At 61.0% G+C, this 24,309-nt stretch carries 22 protein-coding genes; 17 read left to right on the top strand and 5 right to left on the bottom strand.

Translation table 11 applies throughout. From position 1 onward, the window contains the following. Positions 1–112 precede the first annotated feature (112 nt). The 6 genes from B9A12_RS11675 to B9A12_RS11650 all read left to right on the top strand — a co-directional run bounded on the left by B9A12_RS11675 (position 113) and on the right by B9A12_RS11650 (position 5,718). On the top strand, positions 113–2,035 hold the full coding sequence (locus tag B9A12_RS11675; protein ID WP_084058078.1) for a CoB--CoM heterodisulfide reductase iron-sulfur subunit A family protein: 1,923 nt from the start codon (positions 113–115) through the stop codon (positions 2,033–2,035). A gap of 44 nt (positions 2,036–2,079) precedes the next feature. Beyond that, positions 2,080–2,379: a helix-turn-helix domain-containing protein gene (locus B9A12_RS11670; protein ID WP_084058077.1), complete on the top strand. Its 300-nt coding sequence runs from the start codon at positions 2,080–2,082 to the stop codon at positions 2,377–2,379. Positions 2,380–2,434: 55 nt separating this feature from the next. Then, a complete protein-coding gene (locus B9A12_RS11665) occupies positions 2,435–2,752 on the top strand; it encodes a 4Fe-4S dicluster domain-containing protein (RefSeq protein ID WP_084058076.1) in 318 nt (105 codons plus the stop codon). Continuing rightward, positions 2,739–3,704, top strand: coding sequence for a (Fe-S)-binding protein (locus B9A12_RS11660; RefSeq protein WP_084058075.1), 966 nt, complete (start codon positions 2,739–2,741; stop codon positions 3,702–3,704). Before B9A12_RS11665 ends, B9A12_RS11660 begins: the two co-directional genes overlap by 14 nt. Before the next feature lie 13 nt (positions 3,705–3,717). Continuing rightward, positions 3,718–4,086 (top strand): DsrE family protein, encoded by a 369-nt coding sequence (locus B9A12_RS11655; RefSeq protein ID WP_084058074.1) that lies wholly within the window; start codon positions 3,718–3,720, stop codon positions 4,084–4,086. Positions 4,087–4,281: 195 nt separating this feature from the next. Next, entirely contained in the window at positions 4,282–5,718 is a 1,437-nt protein-coding gene (locus tag B9A12_RS11650; RefSeq protein WP_245802434.1) for a sigma-54 interaction domain-containing protein, read from the top strand. 184 nt (positions 5,719–5,902) lie between these two features. On the opposite strand, the gene B9A12_RS11645 is transcribed toward B9A12_RS11650, so the two are convergent. From B9A12_RS11645 to B9A12_RS11630, 4 genes are all read right to left on the bottom strand, one after another. Beyond that, positions 5,903–7,333 carry a DegQ family serine endoprotease gene (locus B9A12_RS11645; RefSeq protein WP_084058073.1) on the bottom strand — a complete coding sequence of 477 codons (1,431 nt, stop codon included), beginning with the start codon at positions 7,331–7,333 and terminating at the stop codon, positions 5,903–5,905. A gap of 65 nt (positions 7,334–7,398) precedes the next feature. After that, positions 7,399–7,767, bottom strand: a complete 369-nt coding sequence (locus B9A12_RS11640; RefSeq protein ID WP_084058072.1) for a response regulator — start codon at positions 7,765–7,767, stop codon at positions 7,399–7,401. A 136-nt stretch (positions 7,768–7,903) separates the two neighbouring features. Then, a complete protein-coding gene (locus tag B9A12_RS11635) occupies positions 7,904–8,536 on the bottom strand; it encodes a response regulator (RefSeq protein ID WP_084058071.1) in 633 nt (210 codons plus the stop codon). Further along, positions 8,533–10,335 carry a sensor histidine kinase gene (locus B9A12_RS11630; RefSeq protein WP_170920560.1) on the bottom strand — a complete coding sequence of 601 codons (1,803 nt, stop codon included), beginning with the start codon at positions 10,333–10,335 and terminating at the stop codon, positions 8,533–8,535. The genes B9A12_RS11635 and B9A12_RS11630 overlap by 4 nt, the downstream gene beginning before the upstream one ends. Before the next feature lie 914 nt (positions 10,336–11,249). Between B9A12_RS11630 and B9A12_RS16720 the strand changes: the two genes are divergently transcribed. The 11 genes from B9A12_RS16720 (at position 11,250) to B9A12_RS11575 (ending at position 21,605) form a co-directional block, all read left to right on the top strand. Then, entirely contained in the window at positions 11,250–11,465 is a 216-nt protein-coding gene (locus tag B9A12_RS16720) for a hypothetical protein (RefSeq protein WP_139796604.1), read from the top strand. Next, positions 11,449–11,808 carry a sensor histidine kinase gene (locus B9A12_RS11620; RefSeq protein ID WP_084058068.1) on the top strand — a complete coding sequence of 120 codons (360 nt, stop codon included), beginning with the start codon at positions 11,449–11,451 and terminating at the stop codon, positions 11,806–11,808. The genes B9A12_RS16720 and B9A12_RS11620 overlap by 17 nt, the downstream gene beginning before the upstream one ends. Before the next feature lie 27 nt (positions 11,809–11,835). After that, positions 11,836–12,033 (top strand): ATP-binding protein, encoded by a 198-nt coding sequence (locus B9A12_RS17960; protein WP_425430182.1) that lies wholly within the window; start codon positions 11,836–11,838, stop codon positions 12,031–12,033. Positions 12,034–12,254: 221 nt separating this feature from the next. Beyond that, positions 12,255–13,877 carry an ArnT family glycosyltransferase gene (locus B9A12_RS11610; protein ID WP_170920559.1) on the top strand — a complete coding sequence of 541 codons (1,623 nt, stop codon included), beginning with the start codon at positions 12,255–12,257 and terminating at the stop codon, positions 13,875–13,877. 103 nt (positions 13,878–13,980) lie between these two features. Continuing rightward, positions 13,981–14,715: a glycosyltransferase family 2 protein gene (locus tag B9A12_RS17635; RefSeq protein WP_084058065.1), complete on the top strand. Its 735-nt coding sequence runs from the start codon at positions 13,981–13,983 to the stop codon at positions 14,713–14,715. Next, positions 14,712–15,053 (top strand): lipid-A-disaccharide synthase N-terminal domain-containing protein, encoded by a 342-nt coding sequence (locus tag B9A12_RS17630; RefSeq protein ID WP_084058064.1) that lies wholly within the window; start codon positions 14,712–14,714, stop codon positions 15,051–15,053. The genes B9A12_RS17635 and B9A12_RS17630 overlap by 4 nt, the downstream gene beginning before the upstream one ends. Further along, positions 15,046–16,623, top strand: a complete 1,578-nt coding sequence (locus B9A12_RS11595) for an ArnT family glycosyltransferase (RefSeq protein WP_084058063.1) — start codon at positions 15,046–15,048, stop codon at positions 16,621–16,623. The genes B9A12_RS17630 and B9A12_RS11595 overlap by 8 nt, the downstream gene beginning before the upstream one ends. Then, entirely contained in the window at positions 16,620–17,240 is a 621-nt protein-coding gene (locus tag B9A12_RS11590; RefSeq protein WP_084058062.1) for a flavodoxin family protein, read from the top strand. The genes B9A12_RS11595 and B9A12_RS11590 overlap by 4 nt, the downstream gene beginning before the upstream one ends. Positions 17,241–17,703: 463 nt before the next feature. Next, positions 17,704–19,269, top strand: coding sequence for an FMN-binding glutamate synthase family protein (locus B9A12_RS11585; RefSeq protein ID WP_084058061.1), 1,566 nt, complete (start codon positions 17,704–17,706; stop codon positions 19,267–19,269). Positions 19,270–19,350: 81 nt separating this feature from the next. Then, a complete protein-coding gene (locus tag B9A12_RS11580) occupies positions 19,351–19,557 on the top strand; it encodes a 4Fe-4S binding protein (RefSeq protein ID WP_084058060.1) in 207 nt (68 codons plus the stop codon). Between the two features lie 614 nt (positions 19,558–20,171). Beyond that, complete coding sequence (locus B9A12_RS11575; protein ID WP_084058102.1) at positions 20,172–21,605, top strand: cobyrinic acid a,c-diamide synthase CobB; 1,434 nt, start codon at positions 20,172–20,174, stop codon at positions 21,603–21,605. Here the strand turns inward: B9A12_RS11575 and B9A12_RS11570 are convergent. Next, positions 21,582–24,191: a PEP/pyruvate-binding domain-containing protein gene (locus tag B9A12_RS11570; protein WP_170920558.1), complete on the bottom strand. Its 2,610-nt coding sequence runs from the start codon at positions 24,189–24,191 to the stop codon at positions 21,582–21,584. The two genes, B9A12_RS11575 and B9A12_RS11570, sit on opposite strands and share 24 nt — an antisense overlap. Positions 24,192–24,309: the final 118 nt, after the last annotated feature.

Genomic DNA, 24,309 nt, shown 5'->3' with positions numbered 1-24,309 from the left:
GGCTCGTGGGGAACCTGGACACGTTCCCCAGGGCGGATCACGGTCAGGACGGCTTTCGTCCTGTGTTGTCATGACCTATCGCCAGGGTGGTTTTTCAGAGCGGAGAGTATCCATGGAAGAAAAACGCAACCTTGCGTCCGACGGCAGCGACGCGCCTCGGGTCGGTATCTATATCTGCCACTGCGGTGGGAACATCTCCGACCATGTGGACGTGGAGGTGCTGTGTGAAAAGGCGGAGAAGATCCCCGGCGTGGCGGTGGCGCGCCGCAACATGTTCATGTGTTCCGATCCCGGTCAGGAACTGATCATGGAGGATATCCGCAGCGGCAAGGTCAACCGGATCGTGGTGGCTTCCTGTTCGCCCAGCCTTCACGAGATGACCTTCCGAAGTGCCTTGGAGCGCGCCGGTGCCAACCCCTATGTGTATGAGCACGCCAACATTCGGGAACAGGTGAGTTGGGTGCACCATGGAGAGCCGGCCACCGAAAAGGCCTTCCAACTGATTTCGGCGGCGGCGGCCAAGGCACGGCTTCTGGAGCCGCTGGAGCCGTTGCGGGTGGAAGCCCGCCGGCATGCCACGGTGATCGGTGCGGGGATCGCGGGGCTCAGGGCGGCCGTGGACCTGGCCGATCGAGGCTTCCAGGTGGCCCTTTTGGAAAAGACGCCCTTTGCGGGCGGTCGGGTGGCGCGTTTGGATCGGTTGGCACCCACGGGAGAGGCGGCCTCCGAGGCGATCCTTTCCCTGGCCCGCCGGGTCATGGAACATCCGGCCATCACGTTCTATCCCTGTGCCCAAGTGGTGGGATTCGACGGGTACGTGGGGAATTTTTCCCTGGAACTTCAGGTGGAACCGCCCGCAGCGGAGGACGCAGTCCCGCCGTCCAATCTTCCTCCCGCCGGCGACGGGGAGCCCGTCTTCGTCCCGTCCCGGGGTGTTCTTCTCGGCCCGCTTCCCACCGAAAAAGGGCGCATCCAGGTGGAGACGGGCGTGGTGGTGCTGGCCACGGGATTCAAACCCTACACACCCCGAAAGGGCGAATACGGCTACGGTGAGCTGCCGGAGGTGATGACCCTTCCCCAGTTCATCGAAGCCTTGCGGGACGCCCAAGCGGACGGGTCCGTGCTGATGCTTTCCGGGCGTCCCATCCGAAGCATCGCCATGATCCATTGTGTGGGCAGCCGTCAGATCCCGGGCATCCACGAAGAGGACGCATCGGGGTATCTCAACGAATATTGTTCCAGAACCTGCTGTTCGGCCACCCTTTTTGCCGCCAACCAGGTGCGCACCCGCTACCCTGAAACGCGTGTTTTTGAGTTCTATCGCGATATCCGGGCCTACGGCCGGGGCCAGGAAGAGCTCTACCAGGAAGCGGCCCGCAACAAGGTGCTCTTTCTGCGCTTCGAACCGGAAGATCCGCCCCGGGTGGAACGTTCCGACGGTTCCTCCGGCACGCCCCTGGTGGTGCGCGTTAAAGACGCCCTGACGTTCGGAGAAGAGGTGCAGGTCCCGGCCGACCTGGTGGTGTTGGCCGTTGGTATGGAGCCTACGGGGATTCAGGATTTGGTGGACTTGATGAAGCTGCCCGTGGGAGCGGATCGATTCCTGCTGGAAGTGCATCCCAAGTTGCGTCCCGTGGAGCTGGCCACCACGGGGCTTCTTCTGGCCGGGACCTGTCAGGCCCCCATGGATGTGAGCGAGGCGTGCAACGCCGCTTCGGCGGCGGCGTCCAAGGCGGCCTCGTTGCTGGCCAAGGGATACGTGCAGTTGGATCCCTTCGTGGCGGAAGTGGATATGGAAAAGTGCCAAGGGACGGGCTCCTGCGTGGAGGCCTGTCTGGCGGACGGGGCCATTGAGCTGGTGGACGTGGTGGTCAATGGAGAAACGGTGCGCCGTGCCCGCGTGGTCCAGGCCCTGTGCCTGGGTTGTGGGGCCTGTGTGGCCGCGTGTCCCTCCGGGGCTATCCAGGTGAAGGGGTCCACGCTGGCCCAGTTTGAAGCCATGGTGGATGCCATCGCCTCCCACGAGGCGGCGTGAAGTGCACGGTCCCCCAAGAATTCCACAGATCGGGAGAAGGTTCCATGGGCAAGGAACAGGGAGCAACAAAAAAAGGTGCGGACAAAGAAGTGATGAAGGCGCTGCGGGCGGCCCGCAAGGAAACCATTCGTCGAGTATCGGCGCAGGTGAAGGAACAGAAGAAGATCATCGCTTCCATCACCGGGGAACTGAAGAAAGGACCGAGAACGGTTCCTGAAATCGCGGAGGCTGTGGGGCTTCCCGCCGGCGAGGTTCTCTGGTGGATCGCATCCCTCAAAAAATACGGTGCGGTCCTGGAAGGCGAGAAACAAGGGGCCTACTTCACCTATCGGGCGAAGGACTAAATCGGCTCGGCGCCTGCGTGCAGGCTGCATGGAACGGCTAAAGAGGAGATTCGGCATGGCTTTTGTGGACCTTTCCTTTCCAGATGAGCTGGAGCGGTTCGGGGTGTCCACCACCTTGGACTGTTTCAACTGCGGCACGTGTGCCGCCATCTGCCCCCTTATCTACGAACATTTTCCCAGGCAGATGATTCGATATGCCCAGATAGGAGCCCGGGATCGCATCCTGGAAAACGGTGTGGAGCTCTGGCGGTGCCTCCATTGCGGACTGTGCACCCAGACATGTCCCCGTGAGGCGAATCCCGGCGAGCTGATCCTGGGGCTTCGCCGCTATGTGCTCCACCATTGGAGGAGAGACGGCCATGTACCATCCTAAGGCGATTGTGGACCTCATTGCGGGCAACGTGCGGAAGACCCGGAATCCTTTCGGAGCCTTCCATTTTGTCATGAATCGGTGGTGGAAAAACCTCGACCTCCCTCGAGACGGGAGCACTCTCTTCTATACGGGGCTCATGGTCCAGTCGGTTCCCTTCATCGAGAGGATCACCCGGCAGCTGGAGGCCTTGGAGGACACGAGCTGGGCCCCCTTGGTGGGGTACGGATCCTGGATTCCCAAACGCCTGGTCCAGGTGGGCTCCCTCTTCATGACCACGCCCAAAGAACGGGCCCCTTACGAGCAGATCCTCAAGGACATGGTGGCGTTGCTGCGCCGGTCGGGAGTTCGATTCGCCTACCGGCCGGACTTGGACCTCTATAGCGGTATTTTGCTCTATGACCTGGGGGATCAGGAAGCCTTTGAAGCACACGCCCGTTTCGTGGCCAAGCGGCTGCAGGAGGCCGGCGTGCGCACCCTCATCACCGTGGATCCCCACACCACCTATGCTTTCAAGGTCCTGTATCCCAAGTACGTGGGAGCTGAGTTCGAGGTGCGCACCTATTTCGAACTGCTCCGCCTCCAGGGGGAACCCAACGGGACGCGAGTGACGTTGCACGATCCCTGTTTCTTCGGCCGCTATCTCAAACTTTCCCACGTGCCCCGCCGTGTGCTGAGGGACGTGGGGGTGGCCGTGGCCGATGTGCAGCAGTCGGGGCCCTTGACCCACTGCTGCGGCGGGCCGGCGGAATCGGTTTCTCCCAAGCTTTCCCGGGAGATTGTGGAACGGCGGGTGGACCAGCTGAAGCAAACAGGGGCGCCGATCCTGTCCATGTGCCCCATCTGCATGGGCAACCTGAAGAAGGCGGGCGCGGACGTCCAAGACCTGGCGTCGTTTTTGGCTCGTCGGGTGTCTTCCAGTGGCAATGGGCAAAACCGAAAAGATCAAACGTGAAAGGAGAAAGGAAATGGCGGATACGGAAAAGATCGTCTACATCGTGACCCACGCCGGGGACGACCCGGAGCGGGCCAGTCTTCCGTTTGTGATGGCCAATGCGGCCCAGGCCATGGATGTGGAGGCCGTGGTGGTGCTGCAGGGCCCGGCGGTCTTTTTGGCCACCCAGGGGTGTCTCCAACATGTCTTCGCAGCGGGACTGCCGCCCTTGAAGGACCTGGTGGAGAGCTACGTGGAGGCGGGCGGCAAGATCCTGGTGTGCGGTCCCTGCATCAAGGAACGGAAGATCGAAGAACACGAACTCATTCCCGGCGCAACCGTCACCGCGGCCGGCGCCCTCACCCAGCACATCCTGGAGGCCAACGCCACGCTGGTCTATTGAGAAAAGAGCCTGTGCGGCTTTCCGAGGCTTTCACTGGTCACCGCGGGGCTTGAGCCCCGCGGGGCAAAAAGTGGCAAGCCGTCCCACCCCGAGGCCCCCCCCACGCGGGATAAGGAGGCCCTCTCGGCTTTCTTCGGCACGTGCCTTGAGTTTGCTGTGCATCGCCCCTATACTTCTTAACAGGTGTTATGAACCATGAGTGAAAAAGCGATGGGGCAGGTCTTCACGATGCCGGATATCCATGACTATCTGGAAGAAATCCTCAACACCATGAACGACGGGCTCATGGTGGTGGCCTCGGATGGAACGGTCCTCATGGTGAACGAAGCCTTGTTGCGCATGACGGGCTACGGCCGACAGGAGCTCCTGGGCCGATCGTGCACCCTCTTTCATTGCGACACCTGCGAGGGGGAGCGCATCGGAAGCGGCGGCAAATGGTGTTCCCTTTTTGTATCCGGTAGCTTGCGAAACAAGCGCTGTTTCATCATGCGAAAGGACGGCGGGTATCTCCATGCCGTGAAGAACGCCTCGGTCCTTCGGGATAAAGGGGGGCGGGTGATCGGGGCGGTGGAAACCATAACGGACATTTCCGAGCTGGACCGGAAGGAAGAGCAGATCGTCCAGCTCTCCCGGCTCCTGGAAAGCGAAAAGGGATTTCACGGTATCATCGGCACCTCGCCCGCTATGCAAAAGGCCTACGACATCACGGAGAAGGCGGCCCAAAGCGATGCCCCCGCGATCATTTACGGAGAAAGCGGTACCGGCAAAGAGCTCTTCGCCCGGGCCATCCATGATTTGGGTCCCCACCGGGACGGGCCTTACATTCAGGTCAACTGTGCAGCGCTCAATGAATCCCTGTTGGAAAGCGAGCTTTTCGGCCACGTGAAAGGCGCCTTTACCGGGGCCACCAGCCACCGGGAGGGACGTTTCGAGGCCGCCAACGGCGGGGACATCTTTCTGGACGAAATCGGCGATGTGCCTCTGTCGATCCAGGTCAAGCTGCTGCGGGTGCTGGAAAACAAGCAGGTGGAACGGGTGGGGGACCACCGGCCCATCCCGGTGGACGTGCGCATCATCACGGCCACCAACCGGGATCTTCCCCGCATGGTGCGGGAGGGGGCCTTCCGGGAGGACTTTTTCTTTCGGATCAACGTGATTCCCATCCATCTGCCTCCGCTGCGGGAAAGGATGGAGGATCTGCCGCTTCTGGCGGATGCCTTTCTTTCCAGGCACCGAAAGAAGGGAAGAAGGATCCAGGGGCTGAGCCCGAAGGCCATGGCCCATCTCATGGCGTACGCGTGGCCTGGAAACGTGCGCGAGCTGAAAAGCGCTCTGGAGTATGCGTGCGTGCTGGCAGGGGAAGGGGTGATTCAACCCGAACACCTGCCGCCCCATATCCTTCGGCCGTCAGCGTCCTTCACGGAACCGAATCTTCCACGGGAATCCCTGTACGGAAAACGCGGCCCATCGCTGCCGGGACCGCGTGACAAGCGCCAGGAATTGATCGACGTGCTGCGGCAAACGGGCGGCAACCAGAGCGAAGCGGCCCGCATCCTGGGGGTGAGCCGCGTCACCATCTGGAACCGCATGAAGCGCTACAATATCGACCTGAAAAAGGTCATCGCGTCCTAAGGACTTGTCCGAAAAGGAAAAAGGCTCCGGGATACAAGGCCGTTCTGGCGTTTCAGCCGTAGGGGCGGGTTCTGAACCCGCCCCTACAAAGCTGTCTGGGAATTCAAAAGCACCACGGGACCGGTGGATTTCAACTGGCTGGAAAGAGCCCCAGAAGGGCCAGAGGCCATTGTCAGACGCTCCCCTAGTCTTTTTGCAGGACCACGTAGAGGCTGCTTTCGCCCCGTCGGACCAGGAGGAGCAGGCTCTTATGGTCAGACGAGCGTCGAAGCGCTTCGGTATAGTCCTGGACATTCTTGATCTTGTGCCGGTTCACCTCCACGATGAGATCTCCGGGCCTTAAGCCCGCCATGGCCGCCGGACTTCCCGGCTGGATGTCACTGATGACCACCCCTTGGGTAATCGTGTCCAGTCCCAGGCGTCCTGCGATTTCCGGCGTGAGGTCCTGCACGTGGATACCCCAGTCTTCACTCTCTGTGCCGACCGTCTCCACTCCTTCCTGAGGCATCTGTGCCAGGGTGACAAGGATTTGTCTGTTGTGTCCGTCCCGAATGATGTCGACGGCCACCCGGGTGCCGGGCTGGACGGCGGCCACCATGCGAGACAGGCTTCGGGCGTTGTCCACCTTCTGGCCGTTAAAGGAGACGATCACATCCCCCTGTTGCAGACCTGCCTTTTGCGCCGGGCTTCCGGGCAGCAAGCCGGAAATGAGCACTCCCTTCTGATCCCGGATGCCGAAATGCTTGGCCAGTTCCGGGGTCAGATCTTGGATGGTGACACCGAGCCAGCCGCGCACGACCTTGCCCGATTCCAGCTGGGGCAGGAGCTCTTTGGCCATGTTGATGGGAATGGCGAAACCAATGCCCTGCCCGTGGGCCACGATGGCCGTGTTGATCCCGATGACCCGTCCGTTCATGTCCAGAAGCGGACCGCCGCTGTTTCCCGGGTTGATGGCGGCGTCTGTTTGCAGGAAATCGTCATAGGGGCCGGCACCGATAATGCGCCCCTTGGCACTGATGATGCCCACCGTGACCGTTTGGCCCAGTCCGAAGGGGTTGCCGACCGCCAGAACCCAGTCGCCCACCCGCACGGCATCCGAATCCCCCAGGGACAGGGCCTTGGGAAAGCCCTTGTCCGGCTTGACCTGGATCAGCGCCAGATCCGTCTTGGGATCTTGTCCCAGGATCTTGGCCTTGTATTCCCGGCCACTGTCGAGCTTGACCTTGACCTCGGTGGCCTTGGCCACCACGTGGTTGTTGGTGAGAATGAGCCCCTTGTTGGCATCAATGATGAAACCGGAACCCAGTGCGTGGGTCTTCATCTTCTGTTGCGGCATGTTGCCGAAAAAGTGCCTGAAGAAGTCATCGCCGAAGAAGTTCCGGAAAGGGGAATTCGGGTCCATGAGGGGGTTCATGGGGGCCTTGACCACCTGGGTGGTGAAGATGTTGACCACGCTGTGTTTGACCTGTTCGGCAAGATCCGGCAGCCGGTCGGTGGGAGTCGCGGCTGCGTAGGATCGCGCGCACGGACCCGCCGTAAGGATCATGGCGCACAGCAGGGCCAGGGCCCATCCGGTGAATGGGGTGTATCGCTGGTTTCCGACTCGTCGTTTCATCGTTCTACCTCCTTTGTTCATCAGTTCCCTAGACATGTGCATTCCGTTTTCCAGACGGTTCCCTTTCATCCCTTCATGCAGGCGCGGAGGGCTTGGACCAGTTCCTGAGCTGGATCGCCACCTTTGGATACGAATCCGTCCGCACCCGCTTGCAGGCACTGTTTCCGGTATTGGGGAAAGAGAGATCCGGTGGTCATGATCACTCGCATATCGGGCAGTTCTTTCTTGATGCGATGCAAGAGCACCAGCCCGCTTTCTTCCCCCAGCTGCAGATCCACCACGACGATATCAGGTTTCCACTCCCTGATTTCCATCCAGGCGTCCTTCAGGTTGTTCGACATGCCCAAGAGGGCCGCGTCGGGGAACTCGTCCACCACTTCCCGGACGCGATTCACAAAGAGCGGGGAATCATCCACCACATAGATCCATCGCATGACCGCCTCCGTGCCTACCCTAAGCAATGCCGGAACGCTCTGAAATGGATCTTCGCCTGATTTTGATGTGGGATTGTTCTGATAAAGGTGTAGGAATTTTCCTACCCGAGTGGGGGGATAGGTGGGCCGGTCGGAACTATTCCACCAGCTTGTTTTCCATGGCGTATCGGATGATGTCCACCGTGTTCCTGCAGCGGAGCTTTTCCAGGATGCGGCTCCGGTAGGTGCTCACCGTCTTGGCGCTCAGATGCAGCTTGTCAGCGATATCCTTGATCCGTTCTCCGGAGGCGATCAGGATGAAGACTTGGTATTCCCGGTCGGTGAGAGCCGAGTGCGGGGCCGGACCGGTCGGGCCCACCAGTTCTTCCGTGAGTTGTTCCGCCAGCGTGGTGCTGATGTAGCGCCGGCCAGCCACGATGCGTTTGATGGCCAGCACCAATTCGTCGGGAGCGGTGTCCTTGGTCAGGTACCCGTCGGCCCCCAGCTTAAGACACTGGACCGCGTAGCGCCGTTCCGGGTGGATGGTCAGGACGAGCACGCGCAGACGTGGCTTTTCCTTCTTGAGCTTTCCCAGAGTGTCCAGCCCATCGCCTCCGGGCATGCTAAGATCTAAGATGACGATGTCATAGTCGACCTCCCGAACCCGGCGCATCAGTTCCAGTCCGTTCGAGACCTCCGTTACCTGAGCCGAAGGCAGGCCTTCCGAGATGATTTCCCTGAGACCCCGCCGGACCACCGGGTGATCGTCCGCCAAAATGATCCTGATCACGTGCTGCTCTCCTTGCTCGTGCGGTTTTCCCGGCTTGCTGTGGAGGGAAGCGGCAGGCGGGCCTCCGCCACGGTTCCCCCGTCTGGATGGCGGACCGCGTGAAAGGAGCCTCCCAGCGCCGCCGCCCGCTCGCGCATACTCATGAGGCCGTAAGCCCCGGGATCTGCGCAGGCCTCCGGATCGATCCCCCGCCCGTCGTCTCGAACCACCAGCCGTATCTCACCGATCTCGGCGCTCATACGGACTTCCACTCGGCGTGCCCCCGCGTGCCGCGCCACGTTGGTCAAGGATTCCTGCAAAATCCGAAAGAGGGCCAAGGCGTGTTCCGTGGGAAGGTCGACGGGGTCCACTCCCTGCGTGTCGCAGTCGATTCCCGTCCGCTTGGCAAATTCTTCCGCTTGCCAGCGGATGGCTTCCGCGAGCCCCAGGTCGTCCAGAATGCGGGGTCGGAGCTGCCCGCAGAGCCGGTGGACGCTTTCCATGCCGTTGTCCAGTAAAGAGAACATCCTGGCGATCCGCCCCTGAAATTTTTCAGGGTTTTCCGTGGCTGTGTGGTTGCGGATCCAGGAAAGATCGAAGCGCAGGGCCGTGAGGATCTGTCCGATGTCGTCATGGATCTCCATGGCCAGTCTTTTCTGTTCTTCTTCGCGGATCTGCTGCAGGTGGATCCCCAGCCGTCGCAGGCGCTGTTCGTTTTGCCGGATGGTCTCTTGGGCGTGCAGGTGGTCCTGTTCGCGCTTTTCCAGGGCCGCCGCCATGGTGTTGAAGGCCCGGGCCAACAGCCCGAGTTCATCCCGTCTTTCGGACAATCGGCTGCGAACGGTCAAATCGCCTGAAGCGATCTGGTCCGTGGCGTCCACCAGGTGTGTGAGCGGGGTCCACAGGACCCGTCCTCCCATGATCCACGCGATGATGAGCGCCAGGGCCGTCACCGTCAGGATGGCCAGAAGACCTCGGATTCGGGTGGTGTTCACGTCCTGGAACACGTGATCCTTGGGGACGGCCAGAAGGACCCCCAGGGCGGCATTCTGTGAACGGCCGTGGATCGGAGCCCGGGAACAGACCCAGAATGCTCCCGAAGGGTCCCGGATCACCCGCACCACGGCCTTGCTGCCCGCCCCGAGATCGGTGAGGGTGCGATTGAGGGCGTCGGCCAGATCCCTCTGGTCCGGTCTTCGGGCGGCCAAGGTTCCGGATTCGTCCACCAGGGCGAAAAGGATGGTGGGGTCTCCGGCCCACTTGCCGGGGAGGCTGGAGCGGGCGAGCCGGGAGATGTCGATGGAAGCGAAGAGAAAGGCACGGGGTACGTCCGGCACCGGCTCCAGAGGGGTGGCGACCAGCAGGGCGGGTCTGTGGATCGCCGGGATGCGGTAATAAAAGATGGACAGTTTGCCTCCAGCCCCATTCCGATGGATCCACATCTTATGGGAAACGGCCTCGGGGGTGGCCACCTTCTGGACGCGGCACAGGATGCGCCCCGTGGAGGAGGCCAAACCGAAATGTAGGTACCGGTCCGACGAGGCCATGGCGTCCCAGGCCAGATCCGCCAGCACCTCACATCTGGCCGTGCTTGAGGACACGGCCCGGGCCATGGCCCGAAGCGTTTGTGCCGTGACCTCGATGGCCTGCTCTTCCCGCACGGCCGCCAATTCCGCCGCGTTCAGGCTGTCAGACAGGATCCGTTGCAAAGCTTCCTGACGCCGCTGGTCCACTTCGCGGATCAGGGTGATCCACATGGGAAGGAAGGCCACAAAAACCACCAACAGCAAGCGAACCCGAAGGCTGGAGAAAATCCCCACCTCCGAACGCCACCGCGGATTGCCATGTGCCGGGGAATCCTTCATCGCTTGACCTGGATCGGTGCCTCACCTCTTGCACGGTTCCTAACCCACGGGATCCGTCGCCCGGCATGGGGGCGACCGTCTCGACAAACCCTGTTTAGCAGAAGAAAATCCTTTTGCCCACCGGAAGAGGGAACCAGGAGGTTGCCTGGAAACGACCAGGTCGGCCCCTTTTCATGGGGATCGCGCGGTTTGGGGCGGCCATGACAACGCATCCTGTCGACCGCAGAGTGAGCAACGTTTCCGCTCGTAGGGGCGATCTGGCCGGTCGTCCCTATTGCAGAGGCCCCGCTTTCGGGCAAGCTCCGAGGGGGTTGATCCAATCGGCCCCAATGTGCCCTGCCTTCTTGCGGGCACCGCCGAAGGACAACGGCGGGTGTGGGTAAAGGGGATCATTGCCGTGGCGAGAGATGGCGACGATGAGGAAGGGGGCCTCCCGTCGTGGAACGAGAGCTCCAGGACCGCCTCGGCGCGGGGGGGCGATGGCCTGTCCGGGCCGTGGAATCCAATGATGAGCCGCCCCCTATCCGTGGATGAGGCGAGCGCCCCGTAGGGGGTATTTACCCAACATGTGCTCAGTACGGAGGACTTTATCCCATCTCCCTTGAAATACCTCATCTCTTGGGATGCGCAGGATTTCATGGAGACAGGAGCGTTCTAAGAAATGGAAGCCGAGAGATGCGTGCGGGTTCTGATGATCGAAAGATGACGAAGTGTTGAGTTCCTTTGTGACCAAGGGCTTGGGCAAGTCGGGCTTCGTCGTGGAAATCGCCTCGGATGGGGCGTTGGGCCTATCCATTCATTCGACAGGTGTCCATGCCGAAGCGCGACAAGAAGCCAGCTTGTTTCGTGGTTTTTCCGCAGGAGATGATATGGTAGAAGGGCTCCTTCCCGTGGGATGGGATCTCCGGTTGATGGCGCGCCTTAGGAAAGGCTTTTACGTGGCTGGTTTTCTCACGATCTTGGCGGCCGTTCCCTGCGGATGGCTTCTGGCCCGGCGAGGGCTGGTGCACGTCAAGAAGATCGATCGGGCGGCCCGGTCCATTGCGACCGGATCCGACCTGATGCGCCGTGTGCCTGTGCGATGAATTGGACGAACTGGCCGGAACCTTGAACCTGATGTTGAAGCGGATCCAAGGCTACGTTCGGGAGCTTTCTCACATGATGGGCAACACGGCCCACGATTTCAAGACGCCTTTGGGGCGGATTCGGTCCCTGGCCGAGAAAGCGCTTATGGATACGGACCCGGAGAACATCCAGGGCAATCTGGTCCAGGTCGTGGAAGAAACGGACCGTTTCCTGTCGCTCATCAAAGCCGTACTCAGTATTTCCGCAGCACGTACAGGGATCCTGCGGCTGCACAAGGACCGTGTGGGGCTTGGGCGGGCCTGTCTCGAGGGCGCCTGCCGCGAGAAGGCGGTGGAGGGGTAAGTTCGCTTGCCTGCAGACTGCCACACCGTGGTTTGGGGCGATCGTTCATGGTTTCTTCATGCTGTTGTCAATAGGGTGGATAACGCCGTCAGGTTTAGTCCGCCCCGTGCTGATCTGCTGGTTGGTGTGAACCGGGGTAACGACGGTGCTACGCTTTTTGTGGAAGATTCAGCCCCGAGCATCCCACCCGAGGAACGCGGGAAGATCTTTGAACGGTTCAACTGAGGTGCGGGACCCATCTGGGCCGAAGGCCGCGGGGTGGGACTTTCCCGGGGCAAGGCCTGCGTGGAGGCGCACGGCGTCCGCATCACGATGGGATCGTCTGCACGGGCCGCATCTGCGGATTTTTCCTGAATCCACAGGGTATCCCGAGGAGTTTGCTGATGAAAAAAGCCCCAAAGGCGAGGTGTTTGCCTGTTCAGACAACAACGTCGGACCGGCGCCTCATGTCCGTTGATTCCCCTTTCGCTATGGAAACGCTCTGGTGGGCGGCGCTTTTCCTGTTGGATCTTGCAGCGGCTTTGTGGCTGCGACCGCTCCTTCCCGTGGATGAAACCCGGTACCTGTCTGTGGCCTGGGAGATGTGGCGCGATCACCAATTCCTGGTTCCCACCTTAAACGGCCTTCCTTACAGCCATAAACCGCCCCTGCTTTTTTGGCTGATCCACCTGGTGTGGTCCATCGGAGGCGTGCATGAGTGGAGCGCTCGGCTTGTGGTGCCGGTCTTCGCACTGGCGAGCCTCCTGCTGTTGCGTCGCCTTGCCAGCAGATTATGGCCCCAGGAGCCCCTTGTGCAGCACTCAGTGCCGTTTTTCTTGCTGGGCCTGCCCTTCTGGGCCTTCATGGGAACACTGACCCTTTTCGACGTGGTACTCACGTTCTGGATCCTGGCCGCTGTAAGCGGAATCCTGGACGTGCGGTACGGGCATCCTTGGCGTGGGTGGGCCGTGGCGGCGCTGGCAATGGCTGCGGGATTGCTCACCAAGGGGCCGGTCGTCTTCGTCTTCGTGGCGCCGATTGTCCTTTTGGCTCCACTTTGGGCCAAGGAAATGCCCGTAAGGTCCTGGGGGGGCTGGTACGCCGGGGCCGCGGCGGCGTTTGTGGTGGCCGCGCTCCTGGCCCTGTGTTGGGCCATCCCGGCAGCGCACAGGGGCGGGCCCGTCTACGGGCACGCCATCCTGTGGGGACAGACGGCGGGCCGCGTGATCCATTCCTTTGCCCATCGAAAACCTTTCTGGTGGTATCTGCCCCTGTTGCCCCTGGTCTTTCTTCCCTGGAGCCTGTGGACCCCCTGGCTCGCCCGACGCGACCGACTCAAAGGCGACGACGGCCTTCGACTGGTGTTGTGTTGGGTCGCGGTGCCGATCATTGTTCTTTCCTTCGTGAGCGGCAAGCAGATCCACTATCTTCTACCCGTCGTGCCTGGAGCGGTACTCGGCATAGCACGTCTTGTCCATGCAGCAGACGGGCGAAGCGATCCTCGCATGATGGGGGCTGTCGGCGCCCTGTTGATGCTCTGTGCCGTCCTGCTCCTCGTTGCGCCGGAGCTTCCCGTATCCGGCGGCGACCTGCCGAGTCTGCATCTGATGAGTCACGGCTGGGGTGTGGCATTGGTGGCGGTGTCGGTATATGTGTGGAAGTTTCGCCGAATGGGCACGGTGGCGGCTGTGCGTGTGACGGCGACGGTCATGACGTTTCTTTTCCTGCTTGTTCATTTGGGACCCATGCGGGAATTGAGCCCGGCTTACGATTTGAGCGGTACGGCCGCGATGCTTTCCCGAATGGAAGCGCAGGGAATTCCCATCGCCAGTGTGGGTGACTACAAGGGGGAATACCATTTTCTGGGACGGCTCCGCAGGCCGGTAACCGTCTTGAACCGCACGGACGCTGTGGCGCGGTGGGCTTGGGCCCACCCCCAAGGAGCCCTGATCGTGATGTGTCGCCGACAGGAGGCGTGTTCGATGCAAGAGGGAGCTTTGTACGAGCAGCGCTACCGCAGTCGATGGGTTTCCGTATGGAAGGCTGAGGATTTTATGAAAAGACGCCGGGTGGGAAAATCGGGCCCATGACGTCGGTCCTGTCCGCGCCGCTTGAGTGCCTAGAGAAAGGGTGTTATTGGGAGATGGAACAAATGGAGACAGGAGCCTCTCGGGGAATGGAAGGAAAAGAGCGGTGGATCTGAGCCTGGTGATTCCGGTTTTCAATGAAGCAGACAACATCCTGGAATTGGCCGCCGAAGTGGACCGGGCCATGGAAGGCAGCGACCTTGCGTGGGAATGCGTCTGGGTGGACGACGGATCCACGGACGCAACGGCCGACAGACTGCACATCGTGTCCGCCAAAGATCCCCACAACCGCCACAGGTATTTGCGATTTGAAAAGAATGCCGGCCAGTCGGCGGCCCTTTGGGCGGGATTTCGCCATGCGCGTGGGCGTCTCATCGCCACATTGGACGGCGACGGTCAAAATGATCCACGCGACATCCCGCGCCTGGTGGACATGCTGCACCGGAAAGACTACGACATGGTCAACGGGTACCGGGCGAAAAGGCATGATTCCATGGTGCGCAAGATCTCCTCGCGCATTGCCAATGCCTTCCGCAACTGGGTGACCGGCAAGACGGTTCGCGATGTGGGCTGTTCCACCCGGGTCTTTCGCCGGGAATGCGTGGCCGATCTCCCTCCCTTCAAGGGCCTGCACCGGTTCCTGCCTACCCTGGTGGCTCTTCAGGGCTATCGCATCACCGAAACCCCGGTGGCCCACCGGCCTCGGCGAAAAGGGGTCACCAAGTACGGGGTTCACAACCGACTCTGGGTCGGACTGCTCGATTGCTTCGGGGTGTGGTGGCTCCGAAGGCGGGCGTTCCACTATCGAATTGTTCAAGTCTTTCCGGAGGAGCGTTCGTGACGTCGGAAAAAATCTGGCTCGGCGTGGGATTCGGCGCTCAGGCGCTCTTCTCCGCGCGCTTTCTCGTCCAATGGATCGCCAGTGAGCGGGCCCACAAAAGCGTGGTGCCGGTGGCCTTTTGGTTCCTGAGCCTCTTCGGCGGTGCGCTGCTTTTCGCCTATGCTCTGTGGCGGCGCGATCCGGTCTTCATCCTGGGCCAGGGCGCGGGGCTCATCATCTATTCCCGGAATCTCTACCTGATCTATCGAGAAAGAGGGCGAACCCACGAGAACGGGAAGCGGAGCCCGGCGGCGGAGGCTTCCGGTTCCGTCATGAACAAGGGTGACGAACGTGCCTGAGAATCCTCGCGTTGTGGACGAACGCCGGTTGCTTTGGCTGGCGCTGTGCCTGGCCCTGCTCGTGGTGACCGCCTTCCAGGGAAGCCGGGGGCTTTTTGATTCCACCGAAGGCCGCTACGCCGAATGTGCGCGGGAGATGGTCGTAACGGGAGATTATCTGCGCCCGACCCTGGATTTTGCCCCCCATTGGACCAAGCCGCCGCTCACCTATTGGGCCATTGCGGCGGGCCTTCGCCTTTTCGGTATGAACGAATGGGGAGCCCGAGTCTATCTCATACCCACCTTCCTTTTGACGGTGTTCGGGGTCTTTTGGCTGGGCCGAGGCCTGTGGGACCGGGCCACCGGGGCTCTGGCCGCCCTCGTCTACGCCACCCTGTGGGGACCCGCCGCAGCCGCCCACACGGTCAACACCGATTCCCTGCTGGCCATGTGGGAAATCCTGGCCGTGGCCGCCTTTTGGTGGGGCTATCGGACGGAAAAGGCCATCCCGTGGACAGCCATGTGGCTCTTTTTCGGCCTGGCGTTTCTCACCAAGGGCCCGCCGGCCCTGGTGCCGTTGGTCGCGGTCCTCGTCTTTTGGGCCCTTGGAAGGGACAAGGCACGTTCTTGGCCCCATCTTTTCCAGCCCCTGGGCCTGGGGCTCTTCCTGACGACGGCGCTGTCCTGGTATCTCTACTGCGTGTGGCGCTACCCGGGTCTTCTCGGCTACTGGTTGGGCGACGAGGTGGTGGGCCGGATCTTTACCAGCAAGTTCGGCCGTCATCCCCACTGGTACGAAGCCTTCACCGTCTACTGGCCTTTCCTGCTGGGTGGATCGTGTCCGTGGCTTGTGCTCCTGGGCTGGAATGCCCGCCGGTTTCTATATGGCTTGAAAAGGTCACGGCCGCAGGAGCCCCGCGGCCTTCGTGGATCTGTGGCCGGATCCTTTCGACGCCTTCCCGAGCCGTGGCGCTTCGTGGTCGTGGGGATCGCCGTGCCGCTTGTGGTCTTTTCTCTCAGCCGTTCCCGCCTTCCCCTGTATGTTCTCTTCCTTTTCGCCCCCGTGGGGTGTGCGCTGGCTCGGGGCCTTCTGTCCAGGGTGCGTGACGGGAGCCTGAGCGTTCGCGCCCTTGTGACAACGGCCCTGGTGAGCGCCCTCATCCTGGTGGTGGGAAAAGGCGTCTACAGCCGATGGCCGTCCAAAAGGAACATGGGCGTCGTGGCTCGGTCCGTTCGAGAACTGGGCCCGGCCGGTGAGGGACGTGACGTCTTGCTCGTGTCCCATCGTCCGCATTACGGCCTCCAGTTCTATTTTGCAGACACTCTCAAACGGTTTTATCCTACGGACAAGGTGACCGAACCCGGGTTCTTCCGGTTTTCGGACCTGGCGGCGGCGTGTCGGGAAAGCGTCTCCTCCGGGCGGACCGCCTTGGTCCTGATGCGGCGGGACAACGTGGACCGGGTGGCGCACTATCTGGAAAAATCAGGCCTGAGTGTGGAGCGCGTACCGCTCAACCGTTACTGGATCGCCTTGCCGTGCCGGCTGAGCGGGCCCGGGTCGAAACCCTTGGAGGAAGCGTCGAGCCCTTGATCCAGACGGCCGTGACGGCCGGCGAAAACGAGGAGGAGCTTTTCATGCAGGTGGTGACGCTGCTGGCGAGCCCACGCCCCAAAGGAAACAGCGCCGCACTGGCCCACAGGGCGGTGGAACGACTTCGCCAAGGCGGAGCGGCGGTGGATGTCTTTTCCCTCAATGAACGGAACTTCCGCGGATGCCAGGGATGTCTCATGTGCAAGACCAAGCGGGACCGGTGCGTACTGGAAGACGACCTCACCCCGGTGCTGGAGTCGGTACGTGGGGCGGACGCCCTGGTCATCGCCACACCGGTCTATTGGATGGATGTGACCGCCCAGCTCAAAACCTTCATCGACCGCACCTATTCCTTGCTGGTTCCGGACTACCTGACCAATCCCAACCCCAGTCGGCTGGGGCGGGGCCGGAAAGCTCTCTTCATCCTGGTCCAGGGCGGCCCGGAGCCCTACCCGGTCTTTCCGCGCTATCAGGAGGTGTTGCGCTGGTTGGGATTCACCGAAACCCGGCTGGTCCACGCTCTGGCGGTGCGCCATCCGGGGGATCTGGAAGGTCGAGACGATCTCTTCCGGGCCGTGGATGAGGGAGCGGGCTGGCTCCTGGCCCCAAGGGGCTGAGTCTGTTTTCACCCCCTCTTTTTCCACCTGGCACGGCCCGCCGCACGGTGCCGGACCATCCCGCATCTGGGGGCGGCCCCATGGCTCGACCATGCCGATGGCCCGCTTCACGGCCAAGGCCCACTTTCCCGAGAACCGTGGTTATCCCCTCTTTGGTCCTACCCTCCTTGGGTTCTCGGGGGTGGTTATGCTTTGTCAAACTTGGTTTGACCCAGATGGAGGTCGGTGGGGCACGTTAGAGATTTTGGGAGGGCACTTTGCGGGCTTTTTCACTTTCTTCTTGACCCGATCTGTTGGTGGCGCTACAAAAATGCTCACTTGTGGAAAATCCTGAAGGTCCGGGGCACAGCGGCGTGCCGTCCGGAGTGGGAAGGGACAAAGGCGTCCGAATTCTCCTGGAAGGGGAGAGAGGTTCGCCTTTTTTTTGTGCGGTGAAAATCGATTCGTGAAGGAGGGACATTCCATGTCGTACAGCAAACCCAACCGCAGTGCTGCCACTATCACCACCACCCGCGTGGAAACGGCCCCCTCGTCGGGCATCTGTGTCACGTGCCTGGACGGTTGCGAGGGTCCATGTGAAATCGGCCGTTCGGCGCTCAAGGGTCGGGAAATGATTTACCCCCAGCCCTTTGGGAAGATCACGGCGGGAGCGGACAAGGACTACCCGGTGGATTTTTCCCACTTCAACATCCAGGGCACCTGTGTGGGAGCCGTGGGGGTGGAAGCGGACTCGGACGTGGCCACGTTTCCGGCGGTGGATTGTACGACGGCGGTGGGCTCCGACGGATCCATCCAGATGGACTTCCCTGTCTTCACCGGCGCCGTGGGATCCACGGACATCGCGCGGATGAACTGGGAGGACATGGCGGTGGGGGCCGCCATCTCGGGCGTCCTGGTGGTGGCCGGGGAGAACATCTGCGGCATGGATCCCCAGGCGGAGATCAAGAACGGGCGTGTGGTGAAATCGCCGGAGATGGAGCGCCGGGTGTCCGCCTTCAAGCGTTGGTACAACGGTAAAGGCGGGATCATTGTGCAGGCCAATGTGGAGGACACCAAGCTGGGGGTTCCCGAATACGTCATCGAAAAGCTGGGTGTGGAGATCTTCGAGCTCAAGTGGGGCCAAGGCGCCAAGGACATCGGCGGCGAAGTGAAGCTGCCCAGCATTGAGCGTGCGTTGCAGCTCAAGGAACGCGGTTACATCGTTTTGCCCGATCCCACCAAGCCGGCTGTCCAACAGGCGTTTCAGATGGGGGGAATCACGGAGTTCGAACGCCATTCCCGCTTGGGGATGGTGGACGAGGAAGGCTTTTACAAGGAAGTGGAACGCTTGCGCTCCATCGGTGCTAAGTGCGTGACCCTCAAGACAGGCGCTTACCGCCCCGTGGATCTGGCTCGGGCCATCAAGTATTCGTCGGAAGCCAAGATCGACCTGCTGACCATCGATGGCGCCGGTGGTGGCACGGGTATGAGTCCCTGGCGCATGATGAACGAGTGGGGCATTCCCACGGTCTATCTGGAGTGCTTGGCCTACGAAATGTGCGAAAAGCTTCGGGCCAAAGGCGCCTACGTCCCGCCCATCGCCATTGCCGGCGGGCTCAGCCTGGAAGACCATTTGTTCAAGGCCATTGCCCTGGGAGCGCCTTACGTCAAGGCCATCTGTCTGGGGCGCGCCATGATGACGGCCGCCATGGTGGGAAAGACCCATGGGAAGCTCATGGCCGAAAAGATGAAGCAGCAAGGCCGCCCCGTGGAAGAAGGCTATATGAATCTTTTTGCCGTGGCAGCCCAGTTGAAGGATCGTTACGGGGACGATTTTGCCCAGATTCCCCCCGGTGCCATGGGCATGTATTCTTACATCGACCGGTTGCGCCAGGGCCTGCAGCAGCTCATGGCCGGAGCGCGCAAGTTCGCCCTGAAGTATATCGATCGCAACGACATCGTGGCCCTCACCCGGGAAGCGGCCGACATCTCGGGGATCCCCTACGTCATGGATTGCGACCGGGAAGAGATCGAAAAGATTCTGGGCTGAAAGCCTTTACCGGGCGGCGGACAGACCCTCTTGACGACCAGGGGGGAGGCCCCGCCCCTTTCAAGGAAGGAGAAGAAGCTCATGTCCAAAACCATTTGTGCTCATCTTTGCAAGTCCTGCTTTGCCCTGCATGTGTGCGCCATTCAGGCCATTTCCGAGGCGGACGGAACCATCGTGGTGGACGCGGAAAAGTGCATCGGGTGCGGTTCGTGCAACCGCGCGTGCGTCGCCTTCGGATTCAAGGCCCTGCAGAACAAGTCCCCTGCATCGTTTACCAAGGCGGCCTGAGGCCAATCGGCAAAGCGCATTGAGGAAGTTTGGGGGCAGGCCCCGTGGGGCCTTGCCCCTTTTGTCGTTTGAGGAATCCCGCAAGGTGTCCAACAACCGGCGTCATTATTCTGCCGGCTCATTTCCCTGGCCTCCGTTCATGGGAACGAAGGGTCCTTGATCGTGATTCGGATTGCTGGCAAGCCGGCTCCGGCAGAAAAGGCCCTGGCCTGGGAAGTCTTTTATCCATGGGGGTTGACGGGCCTTGCCCTGACCGTTTGGGCCGCACAGAGAGAAGGAATCATCCATCTCGGGCGCAACCCGGGTTATGCCGCCCCCGGCCGTATCCGCCGAGCTTTTGCGTGCCGTGGTCTCCCCGATGCCCAATGGGCTCCGGAGCCTTGACCTTGCAGCGGGTCGGCTGAAACGCTACAAGGTCTCCGACGGGCTTCCGTGCGTGGAAAATCCCATGGAGTTCCCCTGACGACTTGGCTCAAAGGATGGGCGCCATCCCCGGCCGGGCCCAGGGATGGACGTCCCGGACCGGAAGGGCTTGCGGAGCAGCTGATCCCTTTGTTTATCGGCCGATCCCGCATGTGCCGGCGTTTGGCGCGCGGAAACTGGGAGAAAGAAGCATGAATCAATGGGCCTTTGCGGTGGCGGCGCCCCAGAGCGGATCGGGCAAGACCACGGTCACCCTGGCCTTGCTGGCGGCCTTGCGGCGCCGCGGACTTCGGGTGCAGCCCTTCAAAGTCGGCCCCGATTTCATCGATCCGGGCTTTCATACCGCGGTCACCGGGCGGGTAAGCCGGAACCTGGACGGGTGGATGCTCAGCCGGGACTACAATGTGTCGCTCTTTGATCGGCTGACGGCCGAGGCCGACGGCGCCGTGGTGGAAGGGGTCATGGGCCTTTTCGACGGCTACGACGGGGCGTCGGAAGCGGGCAGCACGGCCCAGATGGCCAAGTGGCTCCAGCTCCCGGTCCTTTTGGTGGTGGATGCGCGCAGTATGGCCCGGAGCGCCGCGGCGCTGGTCCACGGGTTTGCTTCCTTCGACGCGGACCTGCGGCTCGCCGGCGTGGTCTTCAACCGGGTGGGCAGTCCCGCCCATCTGGGTTTTCTTAAGGAAGCCTTGGAATCCTCCTGCCCCCAGGTCCCCGTTTTCGGGGGGATCCCCAAGGACGCCTCGCTGAACCTTCCCGAACGGCACCTGGGACTGGTGACGGTGGAGGAATTGCTCTTGGAGCAGGGTTTCCTGGATCGCTTGGCGCGTCTGGCCGAGGATCACCTGGATCTGGATAGGCTGCTGGAAGCGGGCACAAGGCCTCTTGGGCCCGCCTTGGCCCAGGACCGGGGAGTCCTTGTGGCGGGAAGGGAAAAGGGCCAAGCGTCCCATGAGCCGGCGCGCCGCGCCGACTCGGATCCGGTGGTCGTGGCCGTGGCCCGCGATGCGGCCTTTTGCTTCTATTACCAGGACAACCTCGATCTTCTGGAGGCGGCGGGCGCGCGCCTTCGCTTCTTTTCCCCGCTTGCCGGGGAATCGGTCCCCGAGGATGCCCAGGCCGTCTACCTGGGCGGTGGGTACCCGGAAGTCCATGCGGCCCGGCTTTCGGAAAACAGGGCCTTCTTCCAAGACCTTGGGCGTTTGGCGTCCCAAGGGCGCCCCATCTATGCCGAATGCGGTGGGCTGATGGCCCTCAGCCGCTCCGTCCAACTGGTCTCCGGTGACGTCTTTCCCATGGCCGGCCTTCTGCCGTTCCGAACCCGCATGCTGCGGCGCCGCAAGGCCCTGGGCTATGTGGAAGTGGTTCTGGCGGAGAACACGCTGCTGGGGCCTCGGGGCACGCGCCTACGAGGCCACGAATTCCACTATTCGGAGATCGTGGATGAGGACGGGCGGTTTCCCTGCCGGCTCGTCTATCGACTCACCGGACGGAAATTCCGCTCGGAACGGCCGGAAGGCTATCGGGTGGGATCGGTGCTGGCCAGCTACGTGCACCTCCACTGGGGAAGCTGTCCCGAGGTCGCCCGGGCCTTTGTGGAGTCAGCGAGACGTGGACGGGGCTGAGTCTTGTCCACAGATCACTCCCAGACAATAGTCGCCGCTCAGGAACCGTTGAGCGCATTTTTCCACAAGTTCATCATTGACGAGAGCCATATCCAACAAGCGGGTTGATCCAATGAGGGATCCCAGTTGGCTCAGCTTTTCGAGACACTCCCGTGCGGGAGCGTGTTTCGTTTGCGCCTTCAAGAAATCGCGGGTTGTCTTCACGTTAAAGCCCAAGCGGCTGAGGATGGTACGGATGAGCTCAACTCTTCTCGTCCTTCGCTCCAGAGGGGCCGCGCCTCCTTTGAATGTGAATGAGATATGGTTGTCTTCGGCGTGGTGAGAGACATAGGCATCAACCGTTGTGAAATGGTAGCCGAAACGAAAGTTCGCGTTGAGGTAGTCTTCGGCCAAAATGATGTAGTTGGCTCCCATGTCTTGCTGGGTGAGAGACATTTCCGCCATGGCTTGGGACATGGCGGAAAAGAACCCCTTTAGGTCCAAAGAGCTGGATTCGAGGCGGTTCCATTGCAACCGTTCATCGGCAAGGCCTTCCCAAAAGGCCTTGAAAAGAGGCGATTCCACGTCTTGCGGAGCGATGGTTGTCTTGGAATCTTTCCCGCGACGCACGACGTGATCCAAGTCGATGATGTAAACGCGCAAGGGCAATGGGCTTTCCATAAGAAAGGCCTGATGGTGTCGGCCGAATCTTCCCAAGTTCATTGCCTTGTCATGCATAGCTCGGATGGCCATTTCGTGGGCAAACCGGATCACGTCGTGGAGCGTTTGGCAACGATTGGCCCTAAAATCGGGCGACTCGGGGTCACATAGCTTCAGTGGAACGACCAGGGAGACCAGACGACGGAGGATACGATGGGATTGCGTCGACTTGATGTTCAGTAGGGGTTGTTTTTCCAGCGGGCACCAACCCGCCATCTCGCCCCACGCAGCTTTGTAAACCTTCTTATTACTGGCATCCACGATGGCCCAGTGCCCTTCGTGGAGCTTCTTGGTTGCCGTTTTCGTGTTCACCAACGTGGGGACATGAAATTCCCGGGATAAAGAAGCCATATGATCGGTCAAGCTTCCCACATTGGTAACAATGGCGTTGACGCGATCCATGACCTTTACCAATCGGGCCGACGTCCTATGGGTCACCAGCACCGCTCCTTTGGGGCAACCTGCCAGATCCTCTTCCGTCCGCACCCGATAAACCGGGCCGGCCCCCGCACCGCCGCAGGCCGTCTGGCCCCCTTCCAGCAGAAGATCGTGATCCGTCAGGTCCGGTAGGGATGGAATGACGGATTCCACCAGGCTCAGCGGGCGCGTCTGAAGGATAAAGATGCGGCCGTCCGGATCAATGGCCCACTCAATATCCTGGGGCCACCGAAAATGGTTCTCGATTTGAAGCGCCCAGAGGAGCAGCTGCTGAAGCTGCTCATCGGTCAAACACGGCACATCCCGCTTGTCTTCGGGAACGCGGGTTTTCTGGATTCCTCCTTCGGGTGCCGGGACCAGCATGACCCGCTTCGTGGCCGTCTGTTTTTCCACGATGACGAGCTTTTCTTGCTTTTCAACAACGAACGTATCAGGTGTCACCTCACCGTCCACCAGCAAGGGGCCCAGGCCCCAAAGAGCGCTGATGGTCACCCGGTTGCTGCCGGGGTGGTTGGGATCTTCGGTATAGATAACTCCAGATACCGTGGCGGGCACCATCTGGATGATTCCGACCGGCATCCCGATGTCTTCGTTGCGATACCCTCTTTTGCGGCGATAGTAGATGGCACGGGCATTGTACTTACTCGCCACCACCTCTTTGTAGGCCTCTTCAATGCCGTGGGGGGGCACATTCAGGACGGATGTGTATTGACCCGCAAAAGACGATTCCGAGTCTTCCCCCAAAGCGCTGCTGCGGAAGCTTGCAAAGCGGCCCGAGCTCCCGGACAGGATCTTTTCGTAGCCCGTCTTCAGCGAGGAAGCCAAATCGTAAGGCAGGGGGGCTTGGCGGATGAGTGATTTGATATTCTTTTCCAGCAGAAGCAGTCGATCGGGTTCGTCACTTTCCTCGGCTTCCAGCAGTTTGCTGATGGCCAGGTCCAAATGAGAGTATTCCATGAATTGGCTGTAGGCACATACCGTGGTGGCAAACCCGTCGGGAACCGGAAGTCCGATACGGTTGCGGACCTCTCCCAGGCTTGCCATCTTGTTGCCGACTTTGTCGGCCATCTCCTGGGTGATCTGTGTCAAGAAGACGGCCGTGGGTGTAAAGATGGGTTCTTCCGTTCCGGTGACCACGTCTCGAATCTGCTGAACGAGCCGGTCGCACACGCATGCCAGATCAGCAAATTGATTGTCCGAGAGCTCATTGAGCAGGTGAACCACGGTCTGGGCGCTGAGGGTGAGCTTTTTGGCTGTATTTTGTAGATAAGGAATGGTGGCGATTCCCTTTCCACGATCGTAGTCTGCAAGTTCATTCAATATTTCCAGGGCGAAATCATGTTCCGCCATGAGTTTTACGAAATTGTCGTAGTCATGACGTAAATTGCGCGGCCTATTAGGCCGAAAATGACTCAGTCGGTTGCGAATCCAGGGAATGATGCCGGCCATGGGGGCGTTCCCCCTCCTTTGATTGTTGTGGGATGTCAGGGTGAGCTTCCGATTTAAGGATACAACCCGGTGCAACAGAAGACAACGTGTTGGAAATCTCATGACCTCAAGTAGTGGC

Origin of the sequence: Desulfacinum hydrothermale DSM 13146 (assembly GCF_900176285.1) — a bacterium.
Lineage (GTDB): Bacteria > Desulfobacterota > Syntrophobacteria > Syntrophobacterales > DSM-9756 > Desulfacinum > Desulfacinum hydrothermale.
This window is presented reverse-complemented; position numbering and strand designations above follow the sequence as displayed.

Bases quoted from the DNA above. Each gene is read 5' to 3' on its own strand.
- B9A12_RS11665 (WP_084058076.1), top strand. From the start codon at position 2,435: ATGGCTTTTGTGGACCTTTCCTTTCCAGATGAGCTGGAGCGGTTCGGG.
- B9A12_RS11585 (WP_084058061.1), top strand. From the start codon at position 17,704: ATGTCGTACAGCAAACCCAACCGCAGTGCTGCCACTATCACCACCACC.
- B9A12_RS11570 (WP_170920558.1), bottom strand. From the start codon at position 24,191: ATGGCCGGCATCATTCCCTGGATTCGCAACCGACTGAGTCATTTTCGG.
- B9A12_RS11675 (WP_084058078.1), top strand. From the start codon at position 113: ATGGAAGAAAAACGCAACCTTGCGTCCGACGGCAGCGACGCGCCTCGG.
- B9A12_RS11580 (WP_084058060.1), top strand. From the start codon at position 19,351: ATGTCCAAAACCATTTGTGCTCATCTTTGCAAGTCCTGCTTTGCCCTG.
- B9A12_RS11655 (WP_084058074.1), top strand. From the start codon at position 3,718: ATGGCGGATACGGAAAAGATCGTCTACATCGTGACCCACGCCGGGGAC.
- B9A12_RS16720 (WP_139796604.1), top strand. From the start codon at position 11,250: ATGGTAGAAGGGCTCCTTCCCGTGGGATGGGATCTCCGGTTGATGGCG.
- B9A12_RS11670 (WP_084058077.1), top strand. From the start codon at position 2,080: ATGGGCAAGGAACAGGGAGCAACAAAAAAAGGTGCGGACAAAGAAGTG.
- B9A12_RS11650 (WP_245802434.1), top strand. From the start codon at position 4,282: ATGAGTGAAAAAGCGATGGGGCAGGTCTTCACGATGCCGGATATCCAT.
- B9A12_RS11640 (WP_084058072.1), bottom strand. From the start codon at position 7,767: ATGCGATGGATCTATGTGGTGGATGATTCCCCGCTCTTTGTGAATCGC.
- B9A12_RS11645 (WP_084058073.1), bottom strand. From the start codon at position 7,333: ATGAAACGACGAGTCGGAAACCAGCGATACACCCCATTCACCGGATGG.
- B9A12_RS11660 (WP_084058075.1), top strand. From the start codon at position 2,739: ATGTACCATCCTAAGGCGATTGTGGACCTCATTGCGGGCAACGTGCGG.
- B9A12_RS11610 (WP_170920559.1), top strand. From the start codon at position 12,255: ATGTCCGTTGATTCCCCTTTCGCTATGGAAACGCTCTGGTGGGCGGCG.
- B9A12_RS11575 (WP_084058102.1), top strand. From the start codon at position 20,172: ATGAATCAATGGGCCTTTGCGGTGGCGGCGCCCCAGAGCGGATCGGGC.